The following is a 26,962-nucleotide window of genomic DNA, read 5'->3' as shown; positions in this document are numbered from 1 at the left end:
CCCGTATCGTCGTTTGCCTCGCGTGTTTCCACGGAGTCCGACCATGAATTGCCTTATTCCGGGACAGTCGGCGCCGCTGCACTGCCGTCCGGCGCATCCGCCGCGCACACCCGATTGCGTCCCGCTGCCTTGGCGGCATAAAGACGGCGGTCGGCCGTCGCCAGCATGGCATCGAGTGTCTGGCAATCGTCGGTCCCGGCTTCTGCGACGCCAATCGATACGGTGAAGCGGATGGGCCCGCTGGCCAGTTCGGCCGGCGGGGCATCGGGGGCCGCGGGCACGGCCAGTTGCGCCATGATGCCGCGCAGGCGTTCCGCCGTTTCGCTGGCCTCGGCCAGCGTCGACTCGGGCAGCAGCACGGTGAACTCCTCGCCGCCGATGCGCGCGGGTATGTCCTGCTCGCGCAGGTTGTCGCGCAGCGCGCGCGCCAGGGCCTGCAGCACGCGGTCGCCGCTGGCGTGGCCCCAGCGGTCGTTCACACGTTTGAAGAAGTCGATATCGACCATCAGCATGGCCAGCGGCTCGCCGTCGCGCTGCCGCCGGGCCGCCTCGTGATTGAAACGGTTGCCGAAAGATCGCCGATTCGCCAATTCCGTCAGCGGATCGGTATCGGACAATTCCTGCAGCCGCGCGCCGGCCGCCAGGTAGTGGCTGAACAGGTGGTTGACCACGCGTAGCGTCACCAGCATCAGCAGCGGCAGCGCCAGCCAGATAGCCAGCAGCGGCAGGCTGGTGCGCCGGAAGACCGCCCGGTAGATCGCGCTGTCATCGACGGTGTCCACCATGATCCAGTTCCCGCGTCCGCCGGCCTGCTGAAACAGCAGGTATTGGCCGTCCTTGTGCAGCATGCCGTTGTCCCGCGCGAACAGTTCGACCAGCGGCGTGTGTTTCCAGCGTTCGCCCATGTCATCGGGCCAGCGCAGGTCTGTCCGCTCGGCGCCCCGGCTCGTGGCGAAAATGCTGCCATTGCGATCCACCAGGTAGCGCACCGCGCCCCGATCCTCGGGGGCGCCGATCAGCGTGCGCAGCCGGGGCAGTTCCACGTCGAGCGCCACCACGCCGCGAAAGCGGTCGGCCACGTAGACCGGGATGCTCAGCGTGGTGGTGCGCAGGCGGTTGCTCTCGAACTGTTTGTAGACCGGTGCCACGCGCAGGATGCGTTCGGGATTGCGGTCGGGCAGCTGGTCGCGGTAGTACGGCATCGTGCTGAAGCGCTGCATCAGTTCTGCCGCTGCGCTGCCCGTGCGCGGCGGATAGGTGACGTAGAAGCCGTTGCTCGAAATGAACGTCACGATGTTGTCGGCGTCTTCGTTGGTGCGTTGGCTGATGCCGAGTACGTGGCTGAGCTGGCGTGCAGCGTGGAGATCGGCCCGCAGGTCCGCATCGCGCCGCGTGAAGCCTTCCAGCCCGGCGAGCTTTTCTGGCGAAACGCCGATGACCGAGGCATCGCCATCGGGTACCGCCATGCGCCACACCGGCTGGTTGCGCGCGGCGTAGGTTTGCTCGATGACGGGGTCGGTAGGCAGGGCGTTGGGACCCTGCTGGATGGCGATCAGCTGCTGCGCGTAGTCGCGCACGAATTCGGCCTTGAAACGTTCGGCCGCGATCACCGCCTCGATGCCCAGCGCGCGCAGCGCCAGGTCGTGCTGCCGCGCGGCCAGTACGCGGTCGCGCAGCAGGTACAGGTCGCGCAGGCCCACGCTGATCATCAGCACCATGGCAATACCGAATCCCACTACCACCACGCGCTGCGGGTGCATCAGCGCCTCGCGCGGCAGCCAGCGCGGAGTCGGCAGCAATTTCCGCCATGTCATCGGAGCGTCTCTCCCGGCAAGCCCGCGCGGCGGCGGGAAATGCATTGTGGAATGCAGCGTGCAACAACGATGGCGCGCAGGCAACAGGGCCGGGGCGCAGCCGGCACAGTGTAGTGCAGCGGCTCGCTGCCTGCCATCGTGCACCTTGGCATGATGCAAGGAGAAAGCGGTCCGCCGGAAGGCTCCGGCGGAATGACGGCCAGATTTAAGGAATCAACGACGCTCGGTGCGGAAATAGAGCAGGGCAAGCGCCGGCAGCGCAAACCCGATCCAGCTAGCCAGCGGCCAGCCGCCGCGCGCGAACGCCCAGGCCCCAACCGACGAGCCAATGGCGCCGCCCACGAAGAAGATGGCCATGTAGAGGCCGTTGAGGCGGCTGCGGTGCGCGTCCGACAGCGCGAAGATCGCGCGCTGGCCGATCACCAGGTTGGTGGAGACCGCGAAGTCGAGCAGCACGGCCGCTGCCGTCAGCGCCAGCAGCGAGAGCGTGGAGCCCTCGGCGCCGAGCCGGCTCAGCAGGAACGACCCCGCGCCGAGCACCAGTGCGAGCGCCGTCATCTGGCGGCCGTGGCCCTTGTCCGCATAGCGGCCCGCCATCGGCGCAGCCACGGCACCGGCCACGCCCACGAGGGCGAAGATTGCAATGCCGGTCTGCGACATCTGGAAGGCCGGCCCGGCCAGGTACAGCGGCGTGGTGGTCCAGAACAGGCTGAAGACGCCGAACATGCTGGCCTGGTATGCCGCGCGCCGGCGCAGCACCGGCTCGGTACGCAGCAGGTGCACCATCGAGCCGAGCATGGCGATGTAGTGCACGCCCGGCGCCGGCTGGCGGCGCGGCAGCTTGCGCGCCAGCACCACGCCCAGCAGCACCATGGCCACGGCCGAGATGGCGAAGATGGTGTGCCAGCCGAAGGCGTCGGAGACCAGGCTCGACACCGGCCGCGCCAGCATGATGCCCATCAGCAGCCCGCTGGTGACATTGCCCACGGCCCGGCCGCGCGCGTGTTCGGGCGCGAGGTGCGCCGCGAAGGGCACCAGCACCTGCACGGCCACCGAGCACAGCCCGATCGCGCAGCCCGCCACCAGGAAGACGCTGGCGTGCGTGGCCAGCGAGGCGGCCACTAGCGCCGCCGCGCACCCGGCCACCAGCGCCAGCACGAGCTTGCGGTTCTCGACGATATCGCCCAGCGGCACCAGCAGCAGCAGGCCCACGCAGTAGCCGATCTGGATCAGCGTCACGATCAGCCCGGCCACCTCTGGCGACAGGTGCAGCGCCTGGGCAATCGGCCCGACCAGCGGCTGGGCGTAGTAGAGATTCGCGACGATCATGCCGCAGGCGACGGCCAGCAGCGGAGTCATCCAGGCAGCCGGCGCGGCAGCGCGTTGGGCAGTGGTGGTGGTCATGGGGCGGCTCGTTGACAGCTCTCCGGCAGGGGCGCCGGAGAGCCGCCGATTCTACCGGTAGATAGATAGACGTGCTTGGGAGGGGGACTGCCGGAGGCGGGGGGTACCAGGGTCAGGGCTGGCCGTGCCGGCCGTGTTGTTCGTTGCGTTCGTTGCGTTCGTCGCGTTCGTCGCGTTCCTCGCGCTCCTCGCCCAGGTCATGGTCGCCGGACTCGTCCGCATCGAAGCGGAAGGCCTCCTGCACCGGCGCGGGGTTGTCGCCCTGTTCGGCGGCCGGCATCAGCGCGCTGACGCGCACGCCGAGCAGCCGGATGCGTCGTTCCAGCGGGATGCGCTTGAGGCACTCCGTGGCGCCGCGCCGGATCTCGCCACCATCGGCCGTGTGCGCGGTCATCGTCAGGTCGCGCGTGACCGTGCGGAAATCGTCGAAGCGCAGCTTGATGCCGACCGTACGCCCCACATAACCCTTGCGCCGCAGGTCCTCGCCCACGCGCATGCAGAGTTTGGTGAACTGCTCGGACAGCACGGGCCGGTCGGCACGCGGATGGAGATCGCGTTCGAACGTGGTTTCCCGGCTCATCGACTTCGGCTCGGAGCTGACCACCACCTGGCGCTCGTCGCGCCCGTGCGCCACCTCGACGAGCCAGGCCGCATAGTTGCGTCCGAAATGGGTCTGCAGCAGCGCCAGATCCGCCTCGGCCAACTGCGCCACGGTCTCGATGCCGATTGCCGCCAGCTTCTCGGCCGCCTTGGGGCCAATGCCGTTGACCTTGCGGGCGGGCAGCGGCCAGATGCGCGTGGGGATATCCGCGGGGGTCAGGATGGTCAGGCCGTTGGGCTTGTCCAGTTCCGAGCCGATCTTGGCCAGCAGCTTGTTGGGGGCGACGCAGATCGAGCAGGTCAGGCCAGTGGCCTCGTGAACGGCCGCCTTGATGCCGGACGCCACGTCGCGGGCCTCGCCCTCTATATTCGTGAGATCGATATAAATCTCATCGATACCGCGGTCTTCTATTTGTTCTGTAAATGCTCGCACGGCCGCCTTGAAGAGGCCCGAGTAGCGGCGGTAGGCATCGAAATCCGTGGGAAGCAGGATGGCGTCGGGCGCGAGCTTGGCCGCCTTCATCATGCCCATGGCCGAGAACACGCCCAGGGCGCGGGCCTCGTAGGTGGACGTGGTGACCACGCCCCGTCCCACATAGTCACGCAGCCGTGCGTAACGCCGGCTGCCGTCCGGCAGGGTTTCCGGAATGGCGTTGCGCCCGCCGCCAATCACCACGGCCTGGCCGCGCAGATCCGGGTAACGCAGCAGTTCGACCGACGCGTAGAACGCGTCCATGTCGAGGTGGGCGATGCGTCGGAGAGGCGGGGGCATGGAAGGCGCGCTCAAGCACTGTATAAACGTACAGTATAGTGTGGCGACCCCGTTTTGCGTAACCCCGGCGCGATCTCCGGCGTGGCCATATTATTTATAGATCGAATGTTTAAACCTATTTTTTAAGCCGTTTTATTTTTAACGTCGATGGCGCTCCGGTTTTTCAGCCGGCTTACCAGCAGCCCCTCGAACGCGTAGATCGCCAGCGACACCCAGATCAGCGCATAGCCAATCTGCTTGTCCACCGGGAAGGGCTCGTGCCAGAGCCAGAGGCCAAGCATCAACTGGATCGTCGGGCCGGCATATTGCAGGATGCCAAGCATCGAAAGCGGGATGCGGCGCGCGCCGGCAGCAAAGAACAGCAGCGGCACGGCCGTCACCGGACCTGCCAGCAGCAGCAGTCCCTGCGTCAGCGTGGGCGCGGCGCGTGTGGTGTCGTGGCCGGTCAGGAACAACGCACCCAGCGCAATGGCGGCCACCGGAAACAGCAGCAACGTTTCGAGCGAGAGTCCTTCCAGCGCCCCGAGCGCGCCCGTCTTGCGCAGCAGCCCGTAGCCGCCGAACGACGCCGCCAGGCCCAGCGCAATCCACGGCAGATGGCCGGCGGACCACGTGAGCCACAGCACCCCGGCCCCGGCCACCGCGATCGACACCCACTGGCCCCAGCGCAGCCGCTCGTGCAGCAGCACCACGCCCAGCAGCACGCTGACCAGCGGGTTGATGAAGTAGCCAAGACTGGCATCCACCACGCGGTCGGCGGACACCGCCCAGATATAGAGGAACCAGTTGCAGCACAGCAGCCCGGCACTGGCGGCGAAGTTCAGGATCAGCCGTGGATTGGCCACGACCTCGCGCAGCCAGCCGAAGTGACGTCGCCACAACAGTATCGCGCCCAGGAATACCAGCGACCAGACCATCCGGTGCAGCAGGATCTCCAGCGGCGCCACGCCGTGCAGTGACTTGATGTAGAGGGGCAGCAGGCCCCAGATGATGTACGCCAGCAGGGCGTAGAGAATGCCGAGTTGCATGGAAGGTCAGGCCGGTGATTGCACCGCCATGGGGCGGAGCAGTGCGGCGGATTCTACCCGGGGCGGCCAACCTGCGTGTTGCGCGGCGTATCGGCCCGGACCGCCGTACGGCCGGCCCATGAAAAAACCCGGCCGGAGCCGGGTTTCTTCTGCACGCCAGACGCCTGGCGATGCGCGCCTTACAGCTTGCGCGCGTAGCTGAACTGCGAGAACGACTGCTCGGCCACGTTGAACCAGGCGGCCTCGTTGTTGCGGAACACGCGCCAGTCTTCGAAGATCTTCTTGAACGACGGGTTCTTGGCGCTTTCGTCGGCATACGCTTCCTGCGTGGCCTTGAAGCAAGCCTCCATGATCTCCTTCGAGAACGGGCGCAGCTTGACGCCGTTTTCGAGCAGACGGGCCAGCGCCTGCGGGTTCACGGTGTCGTACTTGGCCATCATGTTGGTATGGGCCTCGATCGTGGCCGTTTCCAGCGCACGCTTGTACAGCGGCGGCAGCTTCTCGAACTCGGGCGCCGAAGCGTAGAACGACAGCTGCGCGCTGCCTTCCCACCATCCCGGGTAGTAGTAGTACGGGGCCACCTTGTAGAAGCCGAGCTTTTCGTCATCGTACGGGCCCACCCACTCGGCCGCGTCGATCGTGCCCTTTTCGAGCGCCGGATAGATGTCGCCGCCGGCGATCTGCTGCGGCACCACGCCCAGGCGCGACAGCACCACGCCGGCAAACCCGGCCACGCGGTACTTCAGGCCCTGCAGGTCCGCCACGGTCTTGATTTCCTTGCGGAACCAGCCGCCCATCTGGGCGCAGGTGTTGCCGCCCATGAAGTTGACGACGTTGTATTCCTTGAAGAATTCGCGCATCAGCTTCATGCCGTTGCCCTGCATCATCCAGGCGTTCTGCTGGCGCGCGGTCAGGCCGAACGGGATCGTCGTGTCGAAGCAAAGCGTCGGATTCTTGCCGAAGTAGTAGTAGCCGGCGGTATGGCCGATCTGCACGGTCTGGTTCTGTACCGCATCGAGCACCTGCAGGCCGGGAACGAGTTCACCGGCGGCAAACACCTTGATGTTGAACTTGCCGTCGGTCAGTTCCTTGACCCGCTGGCTCAGCAGTTCGGCGCCGCCGTAGATGGTGTCGAGCGACTTCGGGAAGCTCGACGCCAGGCGCCATTCCACCGCGGGATTGCTGCCCACCACGGCCGGGGCGGCCGGGGCGCTGGCCGAAGCGGCGGGGGCTGCGGGCTTGTCTTCCTTGCCGCATGCGGCGAGCGCGCCGGTGGCGGCCACGGCCGATGCTTTCAACAGGAAGGAACGGCGTTCCATGGACATCTCCTCTTTTATATAGATATGTGCGTGATGCAGTGCTGCCTCGACCCAAGGCATGGCCCTGAAGACAGGTCGGACGATTATAGCGGTGGCGTTTTGGGCACGGAGCGCCCGCCGGATGGGGGTTTTCGCTAGTCGGTAGCAGTTCTGCAACGGTTTTCCGGCATGCCCGAAAACGGTGCGCGGCGCGCCGCCGGGCGGCTTCCGCGATGTGGGATTTCGCACGCTTTTTGCCGATCCTGATGGATTTTGTAACCCGGCTTGCGGTCAAAAAGTTCGCCTGTTAAAACCGGGAGCCGTCCCTCCCAGCTTCAATCGATGCCGGTTTCGTTCGCATCCGTTGTCTCCATGCCGCCATCCGTCCTGCCTCCCGTCCGTCTCTTCGCCCGTCGTCGCCTGGCTTTTACCGTCTTGGCCGCATGGGGCATGGCGGCCTGCGCGCAGACCGGGAGCCATCCGGTGGAGCCGCCCCCGACCATCGCGGAACGGGCCGTACCCCGGACGGTGTCCGCCCTGGCGACGGCGCCGGCCGAGCCGGCCGTACCCAGTGCTGCGGCCGATCCGCTGGGCGACTTGATCCAGTCTTCGCAGCCTGCCGAAGACACTGCCCCGGCGGCCCCCGCCGAGCCGGCGTCGGCTACCGTGGTCGATGCCAATCCCGATTTCATCGGCCCGCCCGATGCGCTGGCGCCGCCGCCGCCCGCTCCGCCGCCGCTGGTGCTGTTCCCGAGCCGGCTGGGCCAGTTCCCGGCGCAGGTCGAGGCGGCTGCGCAAGCACCTGCCGCAAGTGCAGCAGGTGCCGAAGGCGCTGAGACAGTCACTTCCGAAACGCCCTCCGACGCACCGCCAGTGCTGCGCTCGCAGCTACCGGCGGACGATCCTGCCGGCGACTCGGTCTGGCGCCTCGGCTACAGCGGCCGTGCCGCCGTGGAAGACCGCGCGGGCACCCAGCGGGCCTGCCCCGGTGGGGGCACGCCGTCGGCCGGTTTCGGCCAGGGCCTGGCGTGCACCAGCTCGGGCGAGGTCAAGATCCGCGAATCGCTGGTGGATATGGGCGGCGGTACCCAGGTGCAGCTCGTGGCGCAGGCCAAGGGCACCAATGCCACCTCGGTCAACGGCAGCGCGGCCGCCGTGGACCCGTATGCGCTGGTGCCGAACTTCTACACCTCGGTCAGCGGCCTGTCCGGACTGGCCGTACTCGATGAAGCCAGCGTCTGGGCCGGGCGGCGCGACAGCAATGCCTTCCTGATGTCGTCGGGCCTGCTGCCGCCGAACTCCTCCTCGATGCGATTCGGCATCGACAACGCCAAGGTCGGCGATTTCGGGCTGAGTTATCAATACACCGCACGTAACGACCTAAATGGGGCCAAGCTTCCCAGCTATCACACGGTGCGCACGGCCCCCATCGGCACCAATGACAAGGGTTCGGTCCAACTGGGCTTCACCCGCGTGGAGCCGCTCCAGGAAATCGCCGATACCGGCAGCGCATGGTGGGCATCGGCCATGCACGAGCAGCAAGGGGTGCTGTTCGGCACGAACCGCCTCGGCGTGCAATATGGGCAGGGGTCGCGCGTCGCCATGACCGGCTACACCGGCATGGGTAACGAAGTCTCGCGCGTGCGGGTGGCGGAATCGATGGAGTGGAAGGGCAAGTCCGGCCTGGCCGGATCGGTCGAGTCGAGCCTGCAACTGGACCGTTCGGCGGTGGGCACGCTGCAGTGGGCGGCCACGCGCGTGCGTCCGGCCTATGTGGCCAGCGACCAGTTCAAGCTGACCTTCGAAGTGGCGCACGACCAGATTTCGTCGGGCTTTGGCGTCGGCGGCCAGCGCACGGCCATCACCGTGGCGCCCACGCTGACGCTGGGCAAGTCCACCGGCAACGCCAACCTGCGCGCGTTCTACACCTACAGCCGGGCCAACGATGTGGACGGCATCACGTTCGCCGCCCCGGCGGACGCCTGGGCGACGCAGACCAGCGGCTCTATCTTCGGCGTGCAGCTGAATCGGCGGTGGTAATCACTTTACGAATTTAGTGCGCCGAAAATCCCGCAAAATTATTCGTACCAGGAATTATTGCAGTTTGTTCCGCAGGATCAGCAACCAGGGCAGGTGGGAATTGGTGAAGCCGTCCAACTGGCCCGCGTCGTTGAGATCGATCACATCCATCGAGACCGATTGCTGCACATTGCCGCCGATGGCCTTGACCACGTTGGCCGCGCGGTCCACCTCCACCACGATGTCGCAATGCATCGGCGTAGTGCCGAAACCGATCTCGGCGGGATCGTCGAGGTATTTGTCGCGTCCGCGCCCCGCGCAGATCAGATCGCCAGGACGCGGCACGCCGGGCAGCGGTTCGACATGGAACGCCGGCCGGGGCAGGATGCCGTCGCGCGCATCGACCACATACATCGAATGTGACTGGCCGGTCAGGAACTGGTCGTTATCGAGCCCTGCCTGGCGCATCACCCACGAAATGAACACCGCCGACCAGGCCCAGGCGCCTTGCGTGACCTGGCGGCAGTCCGGCGCCTCGCCGACGATGCCCCAGTAGCGCTGCGCCATGCGGCAGCCTTGCGGCGTAGCCTCCATGCCCGTGCCATCGGGGAAGCGCAGGCAGCTTTCTCCAGCGCCATTCCCGTTCGCTTCGACATCGGCGGACGGCGCGGACCCGCCCGGACCCGTACTCACCTCTGCGGGGGTTTGCAGCAGCGGGGCTGGCAGCGGACTCTGCGTGACGCATGCCGAGTCATCGCGGCCGATGTGCACGACCTGGCTGCCCCACTTGCGCCACTCCTGCAGGGCGATATCGACGATCTTTTCACGCGGCGTGGCGCCAGCCGGAGTGGTCACGCGCCCGTAGTCGGGCAAGGGTACGGCCTGGGGACGCGCGGTACGCGGTGGCGCCGTGGTGCAACCGCACACCAGCGCCACGGCCACGAGGCTGGTCAGCCCGCGCCAGAGCCGCGCACGAGCCTGTGGAGAACGCTGTGGAACCGATTGTGGAAAGCGTTGTGCATAACGCTGTGGAGAATTGCGCATCGACAAGCAGGGCAGTGGCTTTCGCCCGTGTTTCCTGATCTCGCGCAAAGCCTTGTTCAGACAAGCGCGAACGATGTTTCGAGGTTCCTGCGCACGGCGTGCGGGACGACGCTGCGGGCTGTGCAATTCTGCACGGGAACCGGGGGGAATGCTTGTGGATAACGTCCCCCGCGCGCTGCGCACCTGACGCCGCGATGGGGCTTCGGCGGCGGCACGGCGGGGTCATGCGGAGCGGGCCAGCAATGTGCCCGTCGGCATTAGTTGTTGACGGCGTCCTTGAACTTCTGGCCTGCCTTGAACTTCACGGTCTTCGCAGCTTCGACCTTGATTTCTTCGCCGGTGCGCGGGTTGCGGGCCATGCGCTCGCCGCGCTCGCCCTTACTGAAGGTGCCAAAGCCGATCAGGCTCAGGGTGTCGCCCTTGGCCACGGCATCCATGATGGCGTTCAGCGTCACGTTCAGGGCCTGCTCGGCCTTGGCCTTGGTCAGACCGTCCACGCCTGCTGCGATTGCGTCGATCAGTTCGGTTTTCGTCATGCTTCACTCCGTATCGAGTTGGAAAAACTGACGTCCGGCCCGGAGGCTCCCTCGGGGGAAGCCGCCCTGGCAAAGACGCCGCGGGCCACATCATACCGTGTCGGACACGCCTCACCGGGAACAGTTTGTTACGGCCACCCGCCGGGAAGCCGCCTCAGGACAAGGTTCGCGGGTGATCGCAGGGCTCGGGAAGGGGGTCGGCGGAGCCGCCAGGCGGGTGAACAGTGCGACGGAGAAGTGGCAGACAAGTGGCGAAGACGCGATGTATACCGGCGGCCGACCCGCTGAAATCGCTGCAGAGCCTCCCAGAGGCCGTATACGTCGTTTTTGGTTCGTGCACTGACTCGGGGACGTATACGTCGCATCAGGCGATGCAGGGCACCTGTAAACGCGTTGGCGAGGCGGTGCCGGTATACGGCGGCATCTCCGGACGTATACCTCTGCCATGCGGCATTCCATCAGGCGACGGTGCCTGATTTTTCATCAGACCACGAACGATGGCCCGGCGGGTCTGGCGAGAGGTATACCGCGCTCCGGCGCCTCTCCTCCGTACGGTTTACATCTTCTTTTCATGTATACAAATAGTAGTGATAGATAAGCACGGGCCTTTTCTGTGGACAACCACGTATACGTCAATCAGATCAGGCGTTTACGTATACCGAAAGTACAGGGATGAACGTCTGGCTCGCGTGGATGACTCAACCGTCCGGCAGACGGAGGGCAGGTATACCCGCCGACTTGTTCGTATACCGTCCCCAGGCCAGCCCCAGGCAGCCCACACCTAACCCATGCGCTTATCCACAGAAACGGGCCCGGTTATCCACATCGGTATACGTGCCGCAGGCTGACTTCGTGCGTATACCTGCGCATGGCGCACAGGTATCATCCGGTTCGCGCCGGACTGGACCGGTGGCCCATACCCAGGAATCTCAGCACATGTCGGACAAGCCCAAGGACACCAAAGAGAAGAAGGCAGGCAAGAAGAAGACGGCCGGCGATCGCATCGAGGTGCGCCAGTCGGGCGTGCATGGCAAGGGTGTCTACGCGATGGGTGCCATCGCCGAAGGCGAGCGCGTGATCGAGTACAAGGGCGAGCACATTTCCTGGAAGGAAGCGCTGGACCGCCATCCCCACGATCCGTCCGATCCGAACCACACTTTCTACTTCAGCCTCGATGACGGCAACGTGATCGACGCCAAGTTCGGCGGCAACCGGGCACGCTGGATCAACCACGCCTGCGAACCGAACTGCGAGGCGCGCGAAAAGAAGGGCCGCGTGTTCATCCACGCGCTGCGCGACATCGCCATGGGCGAAGAGCTGTTCTATGACTACGGCCTGGTGATCGACGCGCGCTATACCAAGAAGCTGAAGAAGGAATACGAGTGCCGCTGCGGCAGCCCGAAGTGCCGGGGCACGATGCTGGCACCGAAGGACAAGAAGTAAGCCGTTCGGCTCAGGCCATGGCGGTGCCGGGTGCCTCGCAGGGGATCCGGATCACGAAGCGCATCGACGCGCGGCGCTCCTGCGCGTCGCGCACGACGCCTTCGTCGGTCCCGGCCATGACCGGGGTAGCTGCCGGCACGGCGGAGGGATGAGGCGCCGGGGCATCCTCGATGCGAATCGTGCCCTGGTGCAGCGTCACGATTTCATGGACGATGGCCAGCCCCAGGCCCGCGCCGCTCGGCGCCGCCTGCACTGGCTGGGCGCCTGGCGTGTGATCGCCCCGGAAGAAGCGTTTGAAGACTTCCTCACGGCGCGCCAGTGCGATGCCGGGGCCGTTGTCCTCGACCATCACCACGGCCATGCCGCGATGGCCCATCGCCTCGCCGCCCGCCCGTACCGTGATCCGGCCGCCGGCTGGCACGTATTTCACCGCGTTGTCGACCAGATTCGACAGCGCCTCGCGCATCAGGAGCCGGTTGCCGCGCACCATGGCCGGGGCGCCGCCCGTGAAGGTGGGGCCGGGCAGTACCTCGAATCCGAGATCCACGCGCCGCGCCAGCGCCTGCGGCACCCATTCCGCACCTACCTCGAACGCCAGTTCCGCCAGGTCGAAATGTTCCACCGGCCCGAGCCGCTCCAGCGACAGGCCCGGCTCGGCGCGCGCCAGCGACAGCAACTGGTTCGACAGCCGCACGGCGCGATCGGCGGCGGTCTGTACCTCGCGCAGGGCATGGCGGGCCACGTCCAGGGTATCGGCTTCGACGGCCCGGTCCGCGTGCAGCTTGACGGCGGTCAGCGGGGTGCGCAACTGATGGGCCGCGTCGGCAATGAACTTGCGCTGGGCGTCGAGTGCGTCGCGCAGCCGCGACAGCAACGCGTTCAGGCCCCGGATCAGCGGCTCCACCTCGGCTGGCACCTGGGATTCGTCGAGCGGCGCCATCGAGCGCGCGGTCTGGCGGTTCAGCTTGTCGGTCAGGATCTGCAGCGGCACCAGCTCTTCCTTGAGCACGTGCGAGAGGATCAGGCTGCCCACCAGCAGCAGCAGGATCAGCGGCACCGACACCGACAGCAGGATTTCGTTGGCCGCCGTCTCGCGCCGGTCCAGCAACTCGGCCACTTCGACAACGATGGGCCCGCGCGGCAACTGCGGCTCGGCGGTGGTCCCCAGTTCATCGCTGGCGGTGCTCGGCAGGCTGACCGGTAGCCGCACGGCACGCACCTGGCGGCCGCTGAACCATGCGTAGAACAGCCGGGCGTCATGGAGCGAGGTCTGGCCCGTGCCATAGCCGAGCCAGGTATCCATGCCGCCGATCAGCCCGTCAGGGCCATGGATGCGCCAGTAGATGCGATCGGAACCTTCCGCCTCGACCAACGTCTGGGCAATGGCCGGGATATCCTGTTCCAGGCGCGGCCCGGCAATACGGATCTGCTGCGCGATATTGTTCGCCACGCCATACAGCGCCCGGTCGAATACCTGCGTGGTGTAGTGCGCGGCCAGCCAGTAGGATAGCGATCCGCTGGTCAGCACCAGCGCGAACAACGGCGTGGCCAGCGCACGCAGCAGGTGGACCCGCAGACTCGGGTTCGAGGTGCCACGCAGCATGGCATTGCCGCGCCGGTGCCGGCCCCGCGTGGTGGATTCGCCGGGCTGGGCGGAGGAGGAGTGCGAACGCGGCCACATGGCGGGACGTCAGCGGGCGCGCCTGGAGCGGGGCCGGCGCGCCGGAAGGGGCTCAGTGTCCGCCACGGATCTGCAACAGATATCCGAAGCCGCGCACGGTGACGATCTCCACATCGGCCTCTTCGAGCTTCTTGCGCACGCGGTGCACATAAACCTCGATCGCCGTATCGCCGACGGTATCGCCGCCTTCGCCAGCCGGATGCGCAAACGTGGCCAGGTGATCCTGCAGTTGCGCCTTGCTGACCACACGGCCCTGGCGCTGCAGCAGCAGTTCGAGCACCGCGAACTCACGCGGCGACAGTTCAAGCGGTCGGCCGTCGACAAACATCCGGCGGTCGTTGCCCGACAGCCGCAGCCGGCCCAGCCGCACATCGCGCTCGGGCGCCGCCTCGCCATGCTGGCTGCGCCGCAGCAGCACGCGCACGCGTGCTTCCAGCTCGGGCAGCGCGAACGGCTTGACCAGATAATCGTCAGCCCCGGCATTGAGGCCCGACAGCTTGTCTTCAAGTTCGTCCCGCGCGGTCAGGATGATCACCGGGGTGGTGCGATTGCGCGCCCGATAGCGCGCCAGCAGGGTCATGCCGTCGATCCCGGGCAGTCCGAGGTCGAGGATCACGAGGTCATGCTGCTCCTTGAGCAGATGGTCGGTGGCATAGACGCCGTCATGCACCACGCGCACCTGGTGCCCAGCCCGCGACAGGCCAGCCTCCACGCCGCTGGCGATTTGACGGTCATCTTCGATCAGCAGGATACGCATGGCGGACCGTGACTTTGAGCGGTTGTAACAATGTCACGGATTGTACCGAGAGTTTCCCGGCTTGCCTTTCAGTTGGCTGACGGCGGAAGTGCCTGCGTCAGATAAAGGCGCATGAATGGGGCGTCAGGCGGCGCGCGCCTCCCGGAACCGTTCAAGAAAGCCCGGAAGATCGATGCGATAGACGAACGGCTTGCCATTCCTCTCCCCGGAAACCTCCCAGCCGTTCGGACCCCTCCCCAGATAAGTTGGCGCCACTTCCAGCCCCCGTAGCCCGAAGTTCAACTGATGCCGCGTGCGGTACTCGAAAGCCTCGTCGTCCTGCGCATCGAGCGCATCGTCGTCCCTGTAGAACTGCTGCATCGACTCGAAGATCGACGTCCGCCAGCCAATGAACGCCGGCAACCGCTCCTCGATCAGCGCCTCACGGTTCCGCGTGAACCACGCCACCAGCTCCCGGTAGTCCCATTTCACCGTCATGATCTCGCTGAATTCGTACGTCACGGCGTTGTCGACGCGCAGCGTAATCGTCCCGGTCAACGCGTCCTCGGGGAAGCCGAGCACGAGCGGGGAGATCACGGGAAACGGCTGGAATTCGAGGACCAGTCGGTAGATGGTGGTCATGGCGCGCAGAAGTTGGCTGAATGGAAGCGCCAATTTCCTGCGTGTTGCGCAGGCTGTCCATGACGGAGGTCATGAAGTGGGTGGTTTGGCAGGTTTTGTGATGGGGTGCATTCAGTTCCTTTAGCGTCTTCAAGGCATCGCCCCTCACCCCGAGTGAGCTTTAGATCGACCGGAAGCCGTCTGGAATTGTCCGACGGTTACAAAAACCTCGTCCTGTGCTTCTTCTACGATAACTTGTGCCTGAATGGAGTTGGATCCGAACTCGGCTATCAGTTTGTCATTCCACGAATGGCTGACTGCATCCGCTATCCGCTTGGCATCTTTGAGCTCAATGGAGTTGAACAGTGCGGTAATCTCCAACATATTCATCCAGGGCTGTATGGTCAACGAGGTGCGACCTCTGGCAAGGGATTCGTCGTATTCTTTACGAGAGAAGAGTTCCGAAACGAATATAACGCCATCAACTTCTATAAAACGTGGGCGGAATAGCTCAAAGAACGCGAGATATGCGTCGCCTTGAAGATCGAGGTGTGTGCTCGTGGCATGTAAATAGTCAGACCAGGAGAATTTTTTTCGGGGTTGGCTTCGACAAAATTTTCGTATGTCCATTTAGGTTTTTGCATAATCTTTACTATTTGGAACTTCATGTCGAAACGCCTCTCTCACTCGACCTTTATCGAGGAATCTACTTCATCTGGAGAAGTGTTTAAGCCTTTTTCGATTCCCGCCTGCTATTTTCGTTTCCAACCGGGTGCGGCGCTGGCCCGTACTACGAAATCTTCTCGTCCGGCAACGTAGGTTGTCTTTACCCATCCGGGTCGATATACCAAGCCAAAGATTGGAAAACTGAAGAATAGGCAGTCCTCGAGATTGAGTTCAAGCCAAGGGTCGGTTTGGAACTGCTCGACGCCTCTTAGCGAAGCCGAGAAGGCGAACGATTCCACGGGGTACGACGCCCCGACCAGATCGTCGATCTTCGCAACGAAGAATTCAGCAGCCCCTCCTGCGGCAAAGGCATTGCCGATGTTTTCGGCATCTTCATCGAACAATGCTTTGTCATCGAGTTCGGCGATGCCCCACCCCTTATCATTGATCGTCGTTCGATTTAGCTGGCCGTTGTTCTGCAAAAAAAAAAGTAAGATTTGAATCTCGTTGGTATTAAGTATCCGTTTATTATTTTGTTCCATATCTGATCTCCCGTACTGTCATTCGCAGTTTCATTCGTCAGTCTGTAGAAGCTTCTTGCGCGCCTTATCAATCGATTCCAGCAGCCAGGAGAGAGGAATCTTTTCGATTCTGTCGGGACTGTCTGAAAAATTATGTCTAGGTTTTCTTTGCCATTATCCTGGCTCAGCAATGCTAAGAAGACTTCGTTCAAATAGATCCCGGCGACCAATTCATCGAAATCAAGATCACTAGCGATAAGAATTTTTGTTTCGACGTCTTGGGCCATTATTATGTTAGGTACAATTTGTGTAGCGCTCTTGCACACATGACTATGAGGCGGCGCTGCATTCCCCCTGGAAGTTGGCTATGAGACTAATTGATCTGATATCAATCTATTACGAACACGTCTTCGATGGGGCAGTCCGGATAAATCCATTCATCCCAATTGCTGATAGCCCATTTGGTTGATATTCCATTTGCTCCATGCTCAAGGGACGACTCGAGAGGAAGGCGTTCCATAATCAATCCGGCCTTATGGCCAGTGCTTACTACAAGATTGCTTTTCCTATCGCAGCCGGGAGAATACACAAGTAGAAAATCTACGAGGGGTTCGTAAGGCCATTTACCCAGGACACGGAATACGGAGCCGTAGCGAATCGAACGCTCGCGTATGTCCAAGAGTTTCCTAATCTTCATCATTTTACTTTCAGATTGTAAGGCAGGGTATTGAGGCTCTCTAGGAACATGGGGAGATCAACCTGGTAAACGTATGGCGTTCCGTCCCTTACGCCCGAAACTTCCCAACCGTTGGGGCCAGTTCCAAGGTAAATGGCAGGAATCTGGACGCCTCGAAAACCAAAGCACATATGGTGCCGTGTCCTGTATTGGTACGTGCAATCGTCTTCAAAATCCGTGGTGTCTTCTCTCTCCCAGAATTCGAGTATGGATTTATATATCGACCCTTTCCATCCGATGAATGGGGGCAATGGCTCGTTAAGAATTTGATAACCATTCTTTCGAAACCATTCCAAAGGCTCAGCGACATTCCAGTTTAGGTTCAAGATTTCAAAACAGTCTTCGGAAGACAAATGGTCGATCACTAACTTTATCGATCCCAGCTTGGAATCCGGGCTGAAGCCCAAATCCAAAGGTGATGCCGATTTCAATGCTTCGAATATCATGCGTAACCTGTAGATCATTTTCCTCTCCGAATCTTCCCATACTGCGGTTTCGTTAGATCTCCTCTACGCACGAACTCTCGGAGAACTTCCACGGAAGGTTCTATGCCTGAAAACCGGGTATCCGAGCCAACCTCCAACGTTGTCGGGTTGGAACTCATATATTTTTCCATCCTTAACGCCATACCTTTGCTTGCCGTCCTGTATTGATTTCTCTAATACTTGTTGTGCTTCGGGCTGTTGACTCGTCGGAATACCAGACGCGCGTTTTGCTTCTCGGAAAGCACGCCGTCTTCCCGCTCCTGGAGGCGACATGTTGGGAGGAACGTTGATCCCGACCTCAGCCTCCTCTTCGCCCCCCGAGAATATCGCCCCCCACCCCCTCCATCACCTGCAACGGGACACGTGCCTGCACGCCAACATCGGAATCGTCAAAACCGAAGCGTGGGAAAATAACCCTGCTAACCCCAAGTTTCATTCGTCAGTCTGTAGAAGCTTCTTGCGCGCCTTATCAATCGATTCCAGCGGCTCCAACTCCTCCAGTTATCAAGCATTTATTTCGTCGATATCCGATTTGCACCAAAATCAAGTGACGATTCGATGTTTAAGCGCACCAAGATTAACCCCGCCTTGTGGTCGGTGGATACTATGGACAGGCGATGCGCTACAGCTCGGTTTCATTAACTTATGACTAGGTAACGGTTCTCGGGATTGGCCGATAATTTGATGTGCCGACTTATGATTCATATGGATCTCTCTCGTTTCCCCGAATGAGCCTAACCAATGCCGACGATGCGAGTGCCTGCACTCCGACGTTGGTGTCATCGAAGAACCCGAAGCGCCGGAAGATGACGCCACCGCTATCAACAATCGGTGCGACCAACTCATGACAGTTATCCCAGTCTCGTGGAGACGGTACCCCCCGGTTTAGTAGTTCCGTCCAATCAAGTTGTGATGCAGAGGCTACCAAGAAGGAGGATTTGCTTATGTCAAAGAACCAAGTAAGCTCGCCAAGCTTGTCGAAGGTAACGGGGACGGCTATGGAGTATTTAATTCCATCTTGCGTTTCTAACAAGATTTCGAAAGGTTCCTCTGTGTTGCTAGCGCATAGTGCTTTGACTTGCGGATTCTTAAGTAGTCGCTTGTATCGCGCGATGCGATTATTCGGCCGCCAGCCGGGATCTCCATAGACCAGCCAGAATTTAGCGCTGGGAACGGCATGAGTTACGACTCTCCATGCTTTAGCTAGACAGTGGGTGAAATGTGGGGTCTTGTCTTCGATGTAGAAGACCGTGACGAGCCACTCCATTATTCCAATTTTGAGATTGCCGTAGCTGGATTGCGAGTCGAACCTGTATAGCCTGCCGTCGAGAAATGTGTCCTCGACCAAGGAAAACGCGATGCTCCCTTCAGCAGTCATGGTGATTTTCCCTGCTTTATCATGCAAGTTCAAAGAGGTGGTGCGACGGCCCCCTTCTTGACTTCGCTTATTTCGGGTTCCGAAAGTGAAAGAACATTAATAATATCGTTATTGGTCAGTATTATGTAATGTTGCATAACGCGGCTATTGCGAATGGAGAATGTCTCTCTGGAGAACCACCTTAGAAGAGTTGACCCGTCGGCGCGAATCAAAGTGTTTCCCAGAAGGTCAAACTTCTTTAGTTCCTTCAACGTCTTCAAAGCGTCGCCCTCATCCTGTTTGCTGTAGAAGAGATAGTCATCAAATTTGATGGATATTTCGTTGTCGGTCTGCGTCGTTATCGCGATATTAAGCGTTCCATAAAGGTCAGTCAGTTCGCTGAACTCGCATAGGCGCGATGGAAGAAGCGTATGAGTAAGAATGCGATAGTTTTTCATGATTAATATCTTATTTTCAGTCGATTTTTTCCTTTTTGAATTTCCAATGTTGGGCGCCCGTCCTCGCTGTCGGGACGAACAATGACGGTCCGTCCATCGGCTAGTGTCCCAACCCGCATACCGTCGGTATATTCCTTTACGGCGGTGGGAGATAAGCCGTCAAAGTCCTTCTCGGCGGCTTGCATTCCTCCTGATTTTTCCCATATCTTGCTGCGCCCCTTCGTTGCCCCTGCACGTGTAGCCCCTTCCAAGGTCGCCAGCACTCCATCGTCAGATTCCCCACTAAATACCGCCCCCAACCCCTCCACCACCTGTAGCGGAATATAGAGCGGCTTCTTCACCCCTTCGAGCGCTTCTTCCAGCACGTCGGCCACCGGCTGCCCTAACAGCGTCGCGCCGTTCTTGTCCGACTCATCGGGCGTGCCCATCACCGTAGCCTCGCCCGGGTCCGCTGGCTGGCCTGGGGTTCGGAAGGGATCGATCGGTTGGCCTGGCGTCCAGATTGGGCCGGGAGGCGGCGCGGGGGCTGCCAGCTGGTTGTTCTCCCCCTCGAACGTCGCCGCATTTGTCGCGGTACCCGCATCCACCCCGCTGGCGCCGGCGATGCCGGCCACGAGGCTGCGCACCGCGTCGAGCCGTACCTGTTTTTCCGACGCGCTGAGGCCGTCGGTGGGGCCCATCAGGGTGCCGATGAGCGAGCCGGTGGCCGCGCCCATGGCCCCGGCGCCGCAAGCCTGGGTGGCGGATGCCGCACCGGCGCAGCCGACGATGGCGTGCAGCGCGGCGCGGGCCGATTCGGCGCCGGGAGTGCCTTCGCCGAGGCTGTCGGCGAGGCGTTTGACGCCGGTGGCGCCAAGTCCCTGCAGGTAGCCCACGGCGGCGCTCTGGGCGAACTGGGCGGTCGATCCCGTGACGTTGCCGCCGGCGGCGGCGGTCAGTGCCGATGCGATACGGCGGTAGTCGCCGCCGGGGCCCCATTTGGCGGCGTCCTGATATTGCCGGTCGAGCTCGGCGCGGCGGGTCGGGTCGGTTTCGTCGTCGCGCGCCTGCTTGAGGGCGTCCGCTTCCCGGGCCCGATTGTTCAGGAACGCGCCGGTCTCCCGCTGCAGCGCGCCAACGATCTCGAAGCCGGCCTGGATCTTCTTTTCGTCGAAGATCTGGTCAAGGCGGTTGCTGCCGTCCACCTCCGTCGAGACATGGCGGTTCAGGCCGGCGAGGGTGTTGTCGGCGGTCTGTCCGGTCAGCGCCTGCTGGCCGGCGATATCGCGGATCGTGATGTCGGCGTCGCTGATGCCGCTGCGGGTGGTGCTGCGCGCGTTGCCCCGCGCGCCGATGGCGACCGGCGGCGCGACGCTGAAGCCGCCAGACGAGGGCAGGTCAGTACCGGGCACCTTGTCTCCGCCCGTGGCCGCCTGACCCCGCTGGTTGGTACCCACGCCGCCGCCATCGTTGCCCTTCCCGGCCGATCCTTTCGACGAGAACCCGCCGCCGATGCTGACGCTGCTGGCCTTGTAGTCGGCGTGGTTGTCGATGTCGGACGTGGTGAGCGTGGCGGTGTCCAACCGGTTGCGTCCGTCTTCGGCGGCCTGGCGTGTGGACGTGATGACGCCGCCGTCGAGGGCCGTGTTGCCGCCCACCCGGATGTCGAAGCCGCCATCGCCTGCCTTCAGGCCGGACTGTTCGGCCACGCTTGCGTAGCGGCTGTCGATCTTTTGCTGGCCCAGGTTGGCGCTGCCCGAGAAGCCGAAGCCCACCGTGACGCTGCCGCCCGCGCTCTGGTCCTTGCTGCGGTAGTCGTGCGTGTCCTGCAGGCTGCCAACCCTGAGGTTGCCGCCGATATCGGCACTGATCCGCTCGCCGCGCGCCACCGCGCCGTTCAGTTCCGTGTCTCCGCCCGATTCGATCCTGAGCGTCTTGCCGGCGTTGACCTGGGTGTTGGTCCAGGTCGTGTCGGTGCCTTCGCCCTTGCCGCGCGAGCCGCTGGCATTGGCCGTCACGCCGAACGCGGCGCCGCCCTGGCCGAACTGGATCGCCACCCCTACGCCGCCGCTTGTGCTGCTGCTGTCGCGGCGCAGGTCGGACGTGTTCTCGGCGGCGAGCATGCTGATCTTCCCGTCGGCCTTCAGCCCGAGGTTCTCGCCGGCGCTCACGTTGGCGCCACGCAGGGTCAGCGTGGAATCGGCGCCGTCGCCGGTGGCCCGGACGCGCAGGTTGCCGCCCGCCGCGAGCGTCGAACCGGCGGCGCTGTCGCCGCGCGTGGTGGTCTTGCTCTGGCTCTGGCTGCCGCCCACCGTGATGGAGACGCCCACGCCGCCCCCGGTCTGCGGATCGGCCGCGATGGCATCGCCGGCGTTTTTCGCGGCCAGTGCCGTGGTGGCACCGGCCAGCACCTGCATGCGGCCGTCCGAGGTGTTGCCCGCGGCGCGCGTCATCTGCTGCGCGGTTTCGATGGCGGCGATCACCGGCGCGGTCACGGCCACGGTCAGCCCCGACTGCCGGAACCGGCTTTCCTCGACGCTGTGGCTCGCCTCACGCGCCTCCACGACCTCCACCTTTCTGGCGAGGATGTCGATATCGCCCTTCGGCGCCACCACATGGCTGCCGGTCTGGCGGTACGCGCCGCCCGCCACGACCTTCACGTCGCCCTGCGTCGCGCCCACTGTCGAGGCTGCCGCCGTGGTGCGCGTGTTGCGGGCGTCGGCGCTCTGCTGCTGCGTGCCGATCGTGAACGCGGCGCCGCCGTTGTAGAGAAAGCCGGACTTCCGTGTCTCCTTGAAGTGGCTTTCCGAGGTGGTGTTCTGCGCGGCGTCGATGTTGACGTGGCGCCCGGCCATCAGCTTGGTGCCGAAATCGGAAACCGCATTGCTGCCGGTCAGCGCAATATCGCGCCCGGCATGGACGCCGGTCGTTGCGCCGCTGAACGTGGTGGCCTGTGCCGTGGTTTCGGCGAGGGTGTCGCGCGTGATCGTGCGCGATGCGCCCAGCAGGCCGCTGCGCTGGTGGTCGCGGCCCTCGCTCCAGTTGCTGGTGTTCCGGCCGGCGGCCAGCGTGGCGTCGCGGCCGGCGATGGCCAGCAGTGCCCCGGCATCGCTGGTGACCTGAGCGGCGCGCGCGTCGAGGTCCCGTCCGGCGGAGAGCGTCACGTCGCCGGTGGTCCGGATGTCCGTGCCAGTCTCCTGCGTGCTACCCTGGCGCAGGTAGTTGCCTGCGTTGCGCACGCTGTTTTCCTGCACACCCACCTGCACGGTGCCGAGTTTCAGGTCGCGGCCCGCCACGATGGCCGTGCGGCCGTCCTTGCCGGTGTTGGCGATCCGGGCGCCATCGAGTGCGATATCGTTGCCCGCCGTCGCCAGCAGCGTGCCGCCGGGCCGGGTGACATAGAGGCCGGCCATGCGGTCGACGTTGGTGCGGCTGAACGTGCTTGCGCCTGCCTGCTTCGCGTCGCTGCGCGTGGTCGAGGCCAGCCGCAGGTCGCGTCCGGCCTGCACGGCCAGTGCCGAGCCTGCGTCGATCGTCCCGCCGACGTTGTCGATGTCCTGGCGGGCCTGCATGGCGACGATGTCGCCGGTGACGCGCCCGCCGAGGTTCCGCAGCGTCTCGCCTTCGAGCCGCACGGCGCGGCGCCCGGCGATGGTGCCGGCATTGTCGAGATCGCCGCGCAGGCGCAGATCCACCACATCGGCGGCAATCAGCGTGCTGTCGCCCCTGAGGTCGTCCGGCTTCGCGCGCACGTACACCTGCGGCACGAGCGCCCGGGCCGTGGCGCCGTTGGGTAGCGTCACCGTCTGCTCCACGAGCCAGACGATGTCGCTTGTCAGCTGGGCCATCTGCGCCGCCGTGAGTGCCACGCCGGGCCGCAGTTGCAGCGTCTGCGCGGCCGTCGCGCCATTGGCGAGCAGCGCGCGGTACTGGGCTTCGTCGCTGGCATGGCCGTCGAGGAAGCGGCGGCCGGTCAGTTGGCCGATCTGCTCGCGTACGAGCTTCTGTTCGTGGAAGCCGTCGCCCAGGCGCTTCTGCAGCGTCGCCGGATCGATACCGAGCTGGCCGAGCAGGTAGTCCGACGACAGCCATTGGCGATAGTCGGCAAAGCGCGGATCGGTCTCGATCAGGTAGCTGCCCGAGGCCGGGGCAGGGCGGAACAGGCTGCCGGCCGGGACATCGGGCCGGAAGTCGAGGGTGCGCACCTGCATGGGATCGCCGCCGGCCGTGTCGACTTGGACGGCGCGCATGCCGGTGTCGCCGCCGGCTTCGCGCTCGCCGATGCCGTGGCCTGTGGCGTCACCCCGGTAGTGGCCGCCTGCCACCGCGACGCCGAGGTCGATCGAGCGGATCTCGTCGGCGGGGGTGTAGGCGACCCTGGGGTCCCACAGGCGCTGGGTGTAGCGCCGCAGTCCGCCGCGCCACTTGCCATAGGTGTACTGGCTCGTGCCCACGCGCCGGATGACCTCTTCGCCTTTGGCGTCGAGATTGCGGAGCTGGTCCGCCGCACCGGTCAGCGCTCCACCGGCGAGGATCTGGCTGCGGTCGTTCAGCAGGTCGTCGCCGTCGAGATCGATCGAGCCGCCCGCGCGGATGATGGCGGGCGCGCTTTCCTTCACGCGGTCGGCGAAGCGCGTCGTGGAGATGTCGTAATCGGTGAAGTCCTGGATCGGCTGGCCGGCGATGGCGGGGTCGGCATCGGCCTTGCCCCGATAGCGGCCGGCGCGGCTCCACGACTCCCACTGCAGGTCATTCACGTCATACCGGTTCGGGTCGCCCTTGGGCTGGATGTAGCGCCCGTTGACCGTCTCGCCCACCTGCACCCGCTCGATGGCGAAATGCTCGTTGGTGTTGCGCAGCACGGCCGTGGCGAGCGACATGTCGCCGAGCGATTCGATCGTGGCGCTCGCGTTGCGCACGAGCGTGGCGCGGCCGGTGGCGTAGCCGTCCTCGTCGAGGCTGCCGCCGACGCCGAGGCCGCCCGCGCTGAAGATCAGCGCCCGTTCGCGGTTCAGGATGTCGCGCGCGCCGATATCGAGCTGTTCCCGGGCGGCGATGGTGGCGGCGTGCGTCTCGCCGTCGACGGTTTCCTCGCGGTTGGCCAGTGTGCCGGCCTCGATCGCCAGCACGTCGCCGTACAGCCGCCCGGTGCCGAGGTTGACGAGGTCCGCTGCCTCCACGCGCGTTGCAGCGCCATCGATCAGGCCCCGATTGACGAGCGCGCCGCGCGCTGCGACGCCGGTGGTGGCGCCGTGGATCGAGCCGGTCGCCCTGTTGTCGATAGCGTCGGCGTTGAGCGCCAGGTCCTGCGCCTGCAGCGTGCCGCTGTTGGTCAGCGTACCGCCGATGCCGATGCGCGCGGCGGCATCCGTGACGATCGTGCCCGCATTGCCGAGATCGCCGGCGCTCACCGACAGGTCGCCGGCGCTGCCGATATGGCCGTCTGCGCCATTGGCCAGCGTCTGGCCCCCGGTGTCGATCCGTACGGCCTCGGCGCCCTGCAGCAGCCCGCCGGTGTTGTCGAGCGCACCGCTGCGCAGGTCGAGCGTCCCGTCGAGCGCGGCGATCGTGCCGCTGGTGTTGTCCAGCGCCTTGCCGCGCGTATCGATGCCGATGCTCGCGGCGGCCAGGGTGCCTTCGGTGTTGTCGAGCCCTTCACTGGCCAGTTCGATGCGGCCGCCGGTGGCCTGGATCGTGCCGCCGGCGTTGTCGAGCGCGCCCGTGGTGGCGATATCGATGCCGCCTGTCTGTGACGCGATCAGTCCGTCATCGCCGTTGGTCAGCGTGGCGGCGCGCATGGTTGCGTTGGCGCCGGCCAGCAGCACGCCGCCATTGTTGTGGAGCGCACCGGATGCGGAGGCAGCCAGCGTGCCGCCGGCCGTCACGGTGCCGCCCGCGTTGTCGAGCGTGGCGGCGGAAAGCGTTACCGCCCGGGCACCCTGCACGGTGCCGTTGATATTGCCGAACGTGCCGGTCCGGATCTCCAGCGTTGCCGCGTTGCTGGCGAACTGGCTCTCGGTGTTGTCGAAGGCGCCCGCGACGTCGATGCGGGCGTGGCCGCCGCCGTGTTCAACCGTGCCGCCGTATTGCCCGAAGGATTCGGCGTCGAGGCGCAGGTCGCCGCCAATCGCCATGTCGCCGCGATGGTTCGTCACCACGCCGGCGCGCAGTGTGGCGTTGCCGGCCACGGCGAGGTCGCCGTCGGTGTTGTCGAGGTCGCCGCCGGAGGTGGACAGGTCGCGCAGCGCGAGCCGTCCGCCGTTGTTGTCGAGCCCGCCGTGGGTGGTCAGGTCGATGGCGCCGCCGGCGCTGATCGTGCCACCTTCGTTGTCGATCGTGCCGCCGATGCGCAGTACGCCGTCCGCAAGCGGGGCGGCAGGCTGCGTGGGCGTGGCGGGCGTGCCGATGGCTCCCCCATCAGGCGTGGACGGGCCGGCGGTGCCGCCCGCGCCGGCGTTGGGCATGTGGCCATCGGCGGGGCCGCTGTCCACCGCTTCGGTCGATGCGGCGGCCCCCACGCGCCCCTCCCGGTTCGACAGCATCCCTGCATCGATGGCCAGCGCCTGCAGGCCGGTCTGGGCGATCGTGCCGCCGCGGTTGTCGAGCGACCGCGCCGCGACGGAGACGCGCGCCGCGTTCAGCGTGCCGCCCCGGTTGTCGATGTCGTCGCCCGCTGCCATGTCCAGCGTGCGCGCCGCGCTGGCGGTGCCGGTATTGCGGAGGCCGGCCGCCGTGATCCGGAGGTCTGACGTGGCCTGCATCGTGCCGGTGTTTTCGAGCCGGCCATCGGCGGTCACCACGAGGTCGCCCGCCTGCGCGCCGAGGTGTCCGGCGTTGCGCATGCCAAGCCCGTGCTCGGTGCCGACGAGCCTGATCTTGCCGGCGTACATGCCGCCCAGTGCGCTGACATCGAGCGCATAGGCCGGGGCCGCACCGGTGCCTGTGGCGGGCGTGAAGCCCGCGCCTGCCACAGGTGCGTCCTGCGCGCCGGCGGACACGTTCAGTTCCCGGGCCCAGACGCCGGCGTTGACGCGCACGGCTCGCGCGATGATGTCGGTATAGCCGACCCGGCTCGCATCCATCCCGGCGCCGGTGATGTCGATCGCACCGCGCCGCACGCGGTAGCCCTCCAGGCTGCCGCCATTGAGCACGGGCGTGCCGGTGGTCATCGTCACGCGGTTGGCGTTGAGGAAGCCGCAGCCGTCGCACGTGATGCCGGCCGGATTGGCGATGATGACCTGTGCGCGGTCGCCGGCCACTTCCACGTAGCCGCGCAGCTGGCTCGGGTGGCTGCTGTTGACCTCGTTGAGGATCACGCGCGCGGTGCCGCCGCCGAGCCACGGATTGCCCTGGACCCAGCCGCCCAGTTCGGTCTGCGCGCTTCTGCGTGCGTTGTTGAGGATGGCGCCGTTCGCGCTGACATCGAACTGGCTGTACGCGTTGCGCGAGACGCCGCCGGCGCTGGGCGCCTGGATGTTGACCAGCGGCGTGCCGTTCGGCGCGTTGAGCACCGTGGGGCGCTGGTTGCCGGGCGCGTTCGGGTCGGCCACGATCTGCGCCGAGACCGGCGCGGCGAAGGCCACGTGCCCGAGCGCCACGGCCAGCGCGAACGCCAGTGGCCGGAGCGTGGCGAAGCGCGCTGGCGTGGCTCCCGATGCGTTGGCGTCGCCCGGCGCCTTGCCGGCGCTGGCCGCATGCTCGGCCACGGCCATCAGCAGCCCCCGGTGCCGGTTGAAGATGATGCGATGCAGATGCTTGTTCATT

At 64.7% G+C, this 26,962-nt stretch carries 19 protein-coding genes; 2 read left to right on the top strand and 17 right to left on the bottom strand.

Annotated features, from left to right (window positions below):
• Positions 1-53: 53 nt before the first annotated feature.
• The 5 genes from EV147_RS14095 to EV147_RS14075 form a co-directional block, all read right to left on the bottom strand.
• On the bottom strand, positions 54-1,814 hold the full coding sequence (locus EV147_RS14095) for a diguanylate cyclase (RefSeq protein WP_130391846.1): 1,761 nt from the start codon (positions 1,812-1,814) through the stop codon (positions 54-56).
• 213 nt (positions 1,815-2,027) lie between these two features.
• Positions 2,028-3,218 carry an MFS transporter gene (locus EV147_RS14090; RefSeq protein ID WP_130391845.1) on the bottom strand — a complete coding sequence of 397 codons (1,191 nt, stop codon included), beginning with the start codon at positions 3,216-3,218 and terminating at the stop codon, positions 2,028-2,030.
• A gap of 112 nt (positions 3,219-3,330) precedes the next feature.
• Positions 3,331-4,590 (bottom strand): DNA polymerase IV, encoded by a 1,260-nt coding sequence (gene dinB / locus EV147_RS14085; protein ID WP_130391844.1) that lies wholly within the window; start codon positions 4,588-4,590, stop codon positions 3,331-3,333.
• Positions 4,591-4,712: 122 nt separating this feature from the next.
• Positions 4,713-5,618: an EamA family transporter RarD gene (gene rarD, locus EV147_RS14080; protein ID WP_130391843.1), complete on the bottom strand. Its 906-nt coding sequence runs from the start codon at positions 5,616-5,618 to the stop codon at positions 4,713-4,715.
• Positions 5,619-5,797: 179 nt separating this feature from the next.
• The gene (locus EV147_RS14075; RefSeq protein ID WP_130391842.1) at positions 5,798-6,937 is read right to left on the bottom strand and encodes a TRAP transporter substrate-binding protein; all 1,140 of its coding nucleotides are present in this window, start codon (positions 6,935-6,937) and stop codon (positions 5,798-5,800) included.
• Positions 6,938-7,288: 351 nt separating this feature from the next.
• On the opposite strand from EV147_RS14075, the gene EV147_RS14070 reads away from it, so the two are divergent.
• Positions 7,289-8,956 carry a carbohydrate porin gene (locus tag EV147_RS14070; protein ID WP_130391841.1) on the top strand — a complete coding sequence of 556 codons (1,668 nt, stop codon included), beginning with the start codon at positions 7,289-7,291 and terminating at the stop codon, positions 8,954-8,956.
• Positions 8,957-9,010: 54 nt separating this feature from the next.
• Here the strand turns inward: EV147_RS14070 and EV147_RS14065 are convergent, their stop codons facing one another.
• Entirely contained in the window at positions 9,011-9,979 is a 969-nt protein-coding gene (locus EV147_RS14065) for a DUF2272 domain-containing protein (RefSeq protein ID WP_130391840.1), read from the bottom strand.
• Between the two features lie 257 nt (positions 9,980-10,236).
• Positions 10,237-10,515, bottom strand: a complete 279-nt coding sequence (locus EV147_RS14060; RefSeq protein ID WP_130391839.1) for an HU family DNA-binding protein — start codon at positions 10,513-10,515, stop codon at positions 10,237-10,239.
• Positions 10,516-11,451: 936 nt separating this feature from the next.
• On the opposite strand from EV147_RS14060, the gene EV147_RS14055 reads away from it, so the two are divergent.
• On the top strand, positions 11,452-11,958 hold the full coding sequence (locus EV147_RS14055) for an SET domain-containing protein (RefSeq protein WP_130391838.1): 507 nt from the start codon (positions 11,452-11,454) through the stop codon (positions 11,956-11,958).
• Positions 11,959-11,968: 10 nt separating this feature from the next.
• On the opposite strand, the gene EV147_RS14050 is transcribed toward EV147_RS14055, so the two are convergent.
• The 10 genes from EV147_RS14050 to EV147_RS14005 form a co-directional block, all read right to left on the bottom strand.
• Positions 11,969-13,639 (bottom strand): sensor histidine kinase, encoded by a 1,671-nt coding sequence (locus EV147_RS14050; RefSeq protein WP_130391837.1) that lies wholly within the window; start codon positions 13,637-13,639, stop codon positions 11,969-11,971.
• Between the two features lie 52 nt (positions 13,640-13,691).
• The gene (locus EV147_RS14045; RefSeq protein WP_130391836.1) at positions 13,692-14,396 is read right to left on the bottom strand and encodes a response regulator transcription factor; all 705 of its coding nucleotides are present in this window, start codon (positions 14,394-14,396) and stop codon (positions 13,692-13,694) included.
• A 123-nt stretch (positions 14,397-14,519) separates the two neighbouring features.
• Positions 14,520-15,017, bottom strand: a complete 498-nt coding sequence (locus EV147_RS14040; protein WP_130391835.1) for a hypothetical protein — start codon at positions 15,015-15,017, stop codon at positions 14,520-14,522.
• Between the two features lie 144 nt (positions 15,018-15,161).
• Positions 15,162-15,626, bottom strand: a complete 465-nt coding sequence (locus EV147_RS14035) for a hypothetical protein (protein ID WP_130391834.1) — start codon at positions 15,624-15,626, stop codon at positions 15,162-15,164.
• Positions 15,627-15,748: 122 nt separating this feature from the next.
• Positions 15,749-16,204 carry a hypothetical protein gene (locus EV147_RS14030; RefSeq protein ID WP_130391833.1) on the bottom strand — a complete coding sequence of 152 codons (456 nt, stop codon included), beginning with the start codon at positions 16,202-16,204 and terminating at the stop codon, positions 15,749-15,751.
• Positions 16,205-16,571: 367 nt separating this feature from the next.
• The gene (gene imm45 / locus EV147_RS26470; RefSeq protein ID WP_407923242.1) at positions 16,572-16,880 is read right to left on the bottom strand and encodes an Imm45 family immunity protein; all 309 of its coding nucleotides are present in this window, start codon (positions 16,878-16,880) and stop codon (positions 16,572-16,574) included.
• On the bottom strand, positions 16,880-17,383 hold the full coding sequence (locus EV147_RS14020) for a hypothetical protein (RefSeq protein WP_130391831.1): 504 nt from the start codon (positions 17,381-17,383) through the stop codon (positions 16,880-16,882). The genes imm45 and EV147_RS14020 overlap by 1 nt, the downstream gene beginning before the upstream one ends.
• A gap of 715 nt (positions 17,384-18,098) precedes the next feature.
• Positions 18,099-18,782: a hypothetical protein gene (locus EV147_RS14015; protein WP_130391830.1), complete on the bottom strand. Its 684-nt coding sequence runs from the start codon at positions 18,780-18,782 to the stop codon at positions 18,099-18,101.
• Between the two features lie 29 nt (positions 18,783-18,811).
• The gene (locus EV147_RS14010; protein WP_130391829.1) at positions 18,812-19,219 is read right to left on the bottom strand and encodes a hypothetical protein; all 408 of its coding nucleotides are present in this window, start codon (positions 19,217-19,219) and stop codon (positions 18,812-18,814) included.
• A gap of 2 nt (positions 19,220-19,221) precedes the next feature.
• The gene (locus EV147_RS14005) at positions 19,222-26,961 is read right to left on the bottom strand and encodes a two-partner secretion domain-containing protein (RefSeq protein WP_130391828.1); all 7,740 of its coding nucleotides are present in this window, start codon (positions 26,959-26,961) and stop codon (positions 19,222-19,224) included.
• Position 26,962: the final 1 nt, after the last annotated feature.

It is taken from the genome of Cupriavidus agavae (assembly GCF_004217045.1).
GTDB lineage: Bacteria > Pseudomonadota > Gammaproteobacteria > Burkholderiales > Burkholderiaceae > Cupriavidus > Cupriavidus agavae.
This window is presented reverse-complemented; position numbering and strand designations above follow the sequence as displayed.

Bases quoted from the DNA above. Each gene is read 5' to 3' on its own strand.
- dinB (WP_130391844.1), bottom strand. From the start codon at position 4,590: ATGCCCCCGCCTCTCCGACGCATCGCCCACCTCGACATGGACGCGTTC.
- EV147_RS14020 (WP_130391831.1), bottom strand. From the start codon at position 17,383: ATGATCTACAGGTTACGCATGATATTCGAAGCATTGAAATCGGCATCA.
- EV147_RS14010 (WP_130391829.1), bottom strand. From the start codon at position 19,219: ATGAAAAACTATCGCATTCTTACTCATACGCTTCTTCCATCGCGCCTA.
- EV147_RS14090 (WP_130391845.1), bottom strand. From the start codon at position 3,218: ATGACCACCACCACTGCCCAACGCGCTGCCGCGCCGGCTGCCTGGATG.
- EV147_RS14005 (WP_130391828.1), bottom strand. From the start codon at position 26,961: ATGAACAAGCATCTGCATCGCATCATCTTCAACCGGCACCGGGGGCTG.
- EV147_RS14035 (WP_130391834.1), bottom strand. From the start codon at position 15,626: ATGGACATACGAAAATTTTGTCGAAGCCAACCCCGAAAAAAATTCTCC.
- EV147_RS14075 (WP_130391842.1), bottom strand. From the start codon at position 6,937: ATGGAACGCCGTTCCTTCCTGTTGAAAGCATCGGCCGTGGCCGCCACC.
- EV147_RS14040 (WP_130391835.1), bottom strand. From the start codon at position 15,017: ATGACCACCATCTACCGACTGGTCCTCGAATTCCAGCCGTTTCCCGTG.
- rarD (WP_130391843.1), bottom strand. From the start codon at position 5,618: ATGCAACTCGGCATTCTCTACGCCCTGCTGGCGTACATCATCTGGGGC.
- EV147_RS14030 (WP_130391833.1), bottom strand. From the start codon at position 16,204: ATGGAACAAAATAATAAACGGATACTTAATACCAACGAGATTCAAATC.
- EV147_RS14050 (WP_130391837.1), bottom strand. From the start codon at position 13,639: ATGTGGCCGCGTTCGCACTCCTCCTCCGCCCAGCCCGGCGAATCCACC.
- imm45 (WP_407923242.1), bottom strand. From the start codon at position 16,880: ATGAAGATTAGGAAACTCTTGGACATACGCGAGCGTTCGATTCGCTAC.
- EV147_RS14060 (WP_130391839.1), bottom strand. From the start codon at position 10,515: ATGACGAAAACCGAACTGATCGACGCAATCGCAGCAGGCGTGGACGGT.
- EV147_RS14065 (WP_130391840.1), bottom strand. From the start codon at position 9,979: ATGCGCAATTCTCCACAGCGTTATGCACAACGCTTTCCACAATCGGTT.
- EV147_RS14070 (WP_130391841.1), top strand. From the start codon at position 7,289: ATGCCGCCATCCGTCCTGCCTCCCGTCCGTCTCTTCGCCCGTCGTCGC.
- EV147_RS14055 (WP_130391838.1), top strand. From the start codon at position 11,452: ATGTCGGACAAGCCCAAGGACACCAAAGAGAAGAAGGCAGGCAAGAAG.
- EV147_RS14015 (WP_130391830.1), bottom strand. From the start codon at position 18,782: ATGACTGCTGAAGGGAGCATCGCGTTTTCCTTGGTCGAGGACACATTT.
- EV147_RS14045 (WP_130391836.1), bottom strand. From the start codon at position 14,396: ATGCGTATCCTGCTGATCGAAGATGACCGTCAAATCGCCAGCGGCGTG.
- EV147_RS14095 (WP_130391846.1), bottom strand. From the start codon at position 1,814: ATGACATGGCGGAAATTGCTGCCGACTCCGCGCTGGCTGCCGCGCGAG.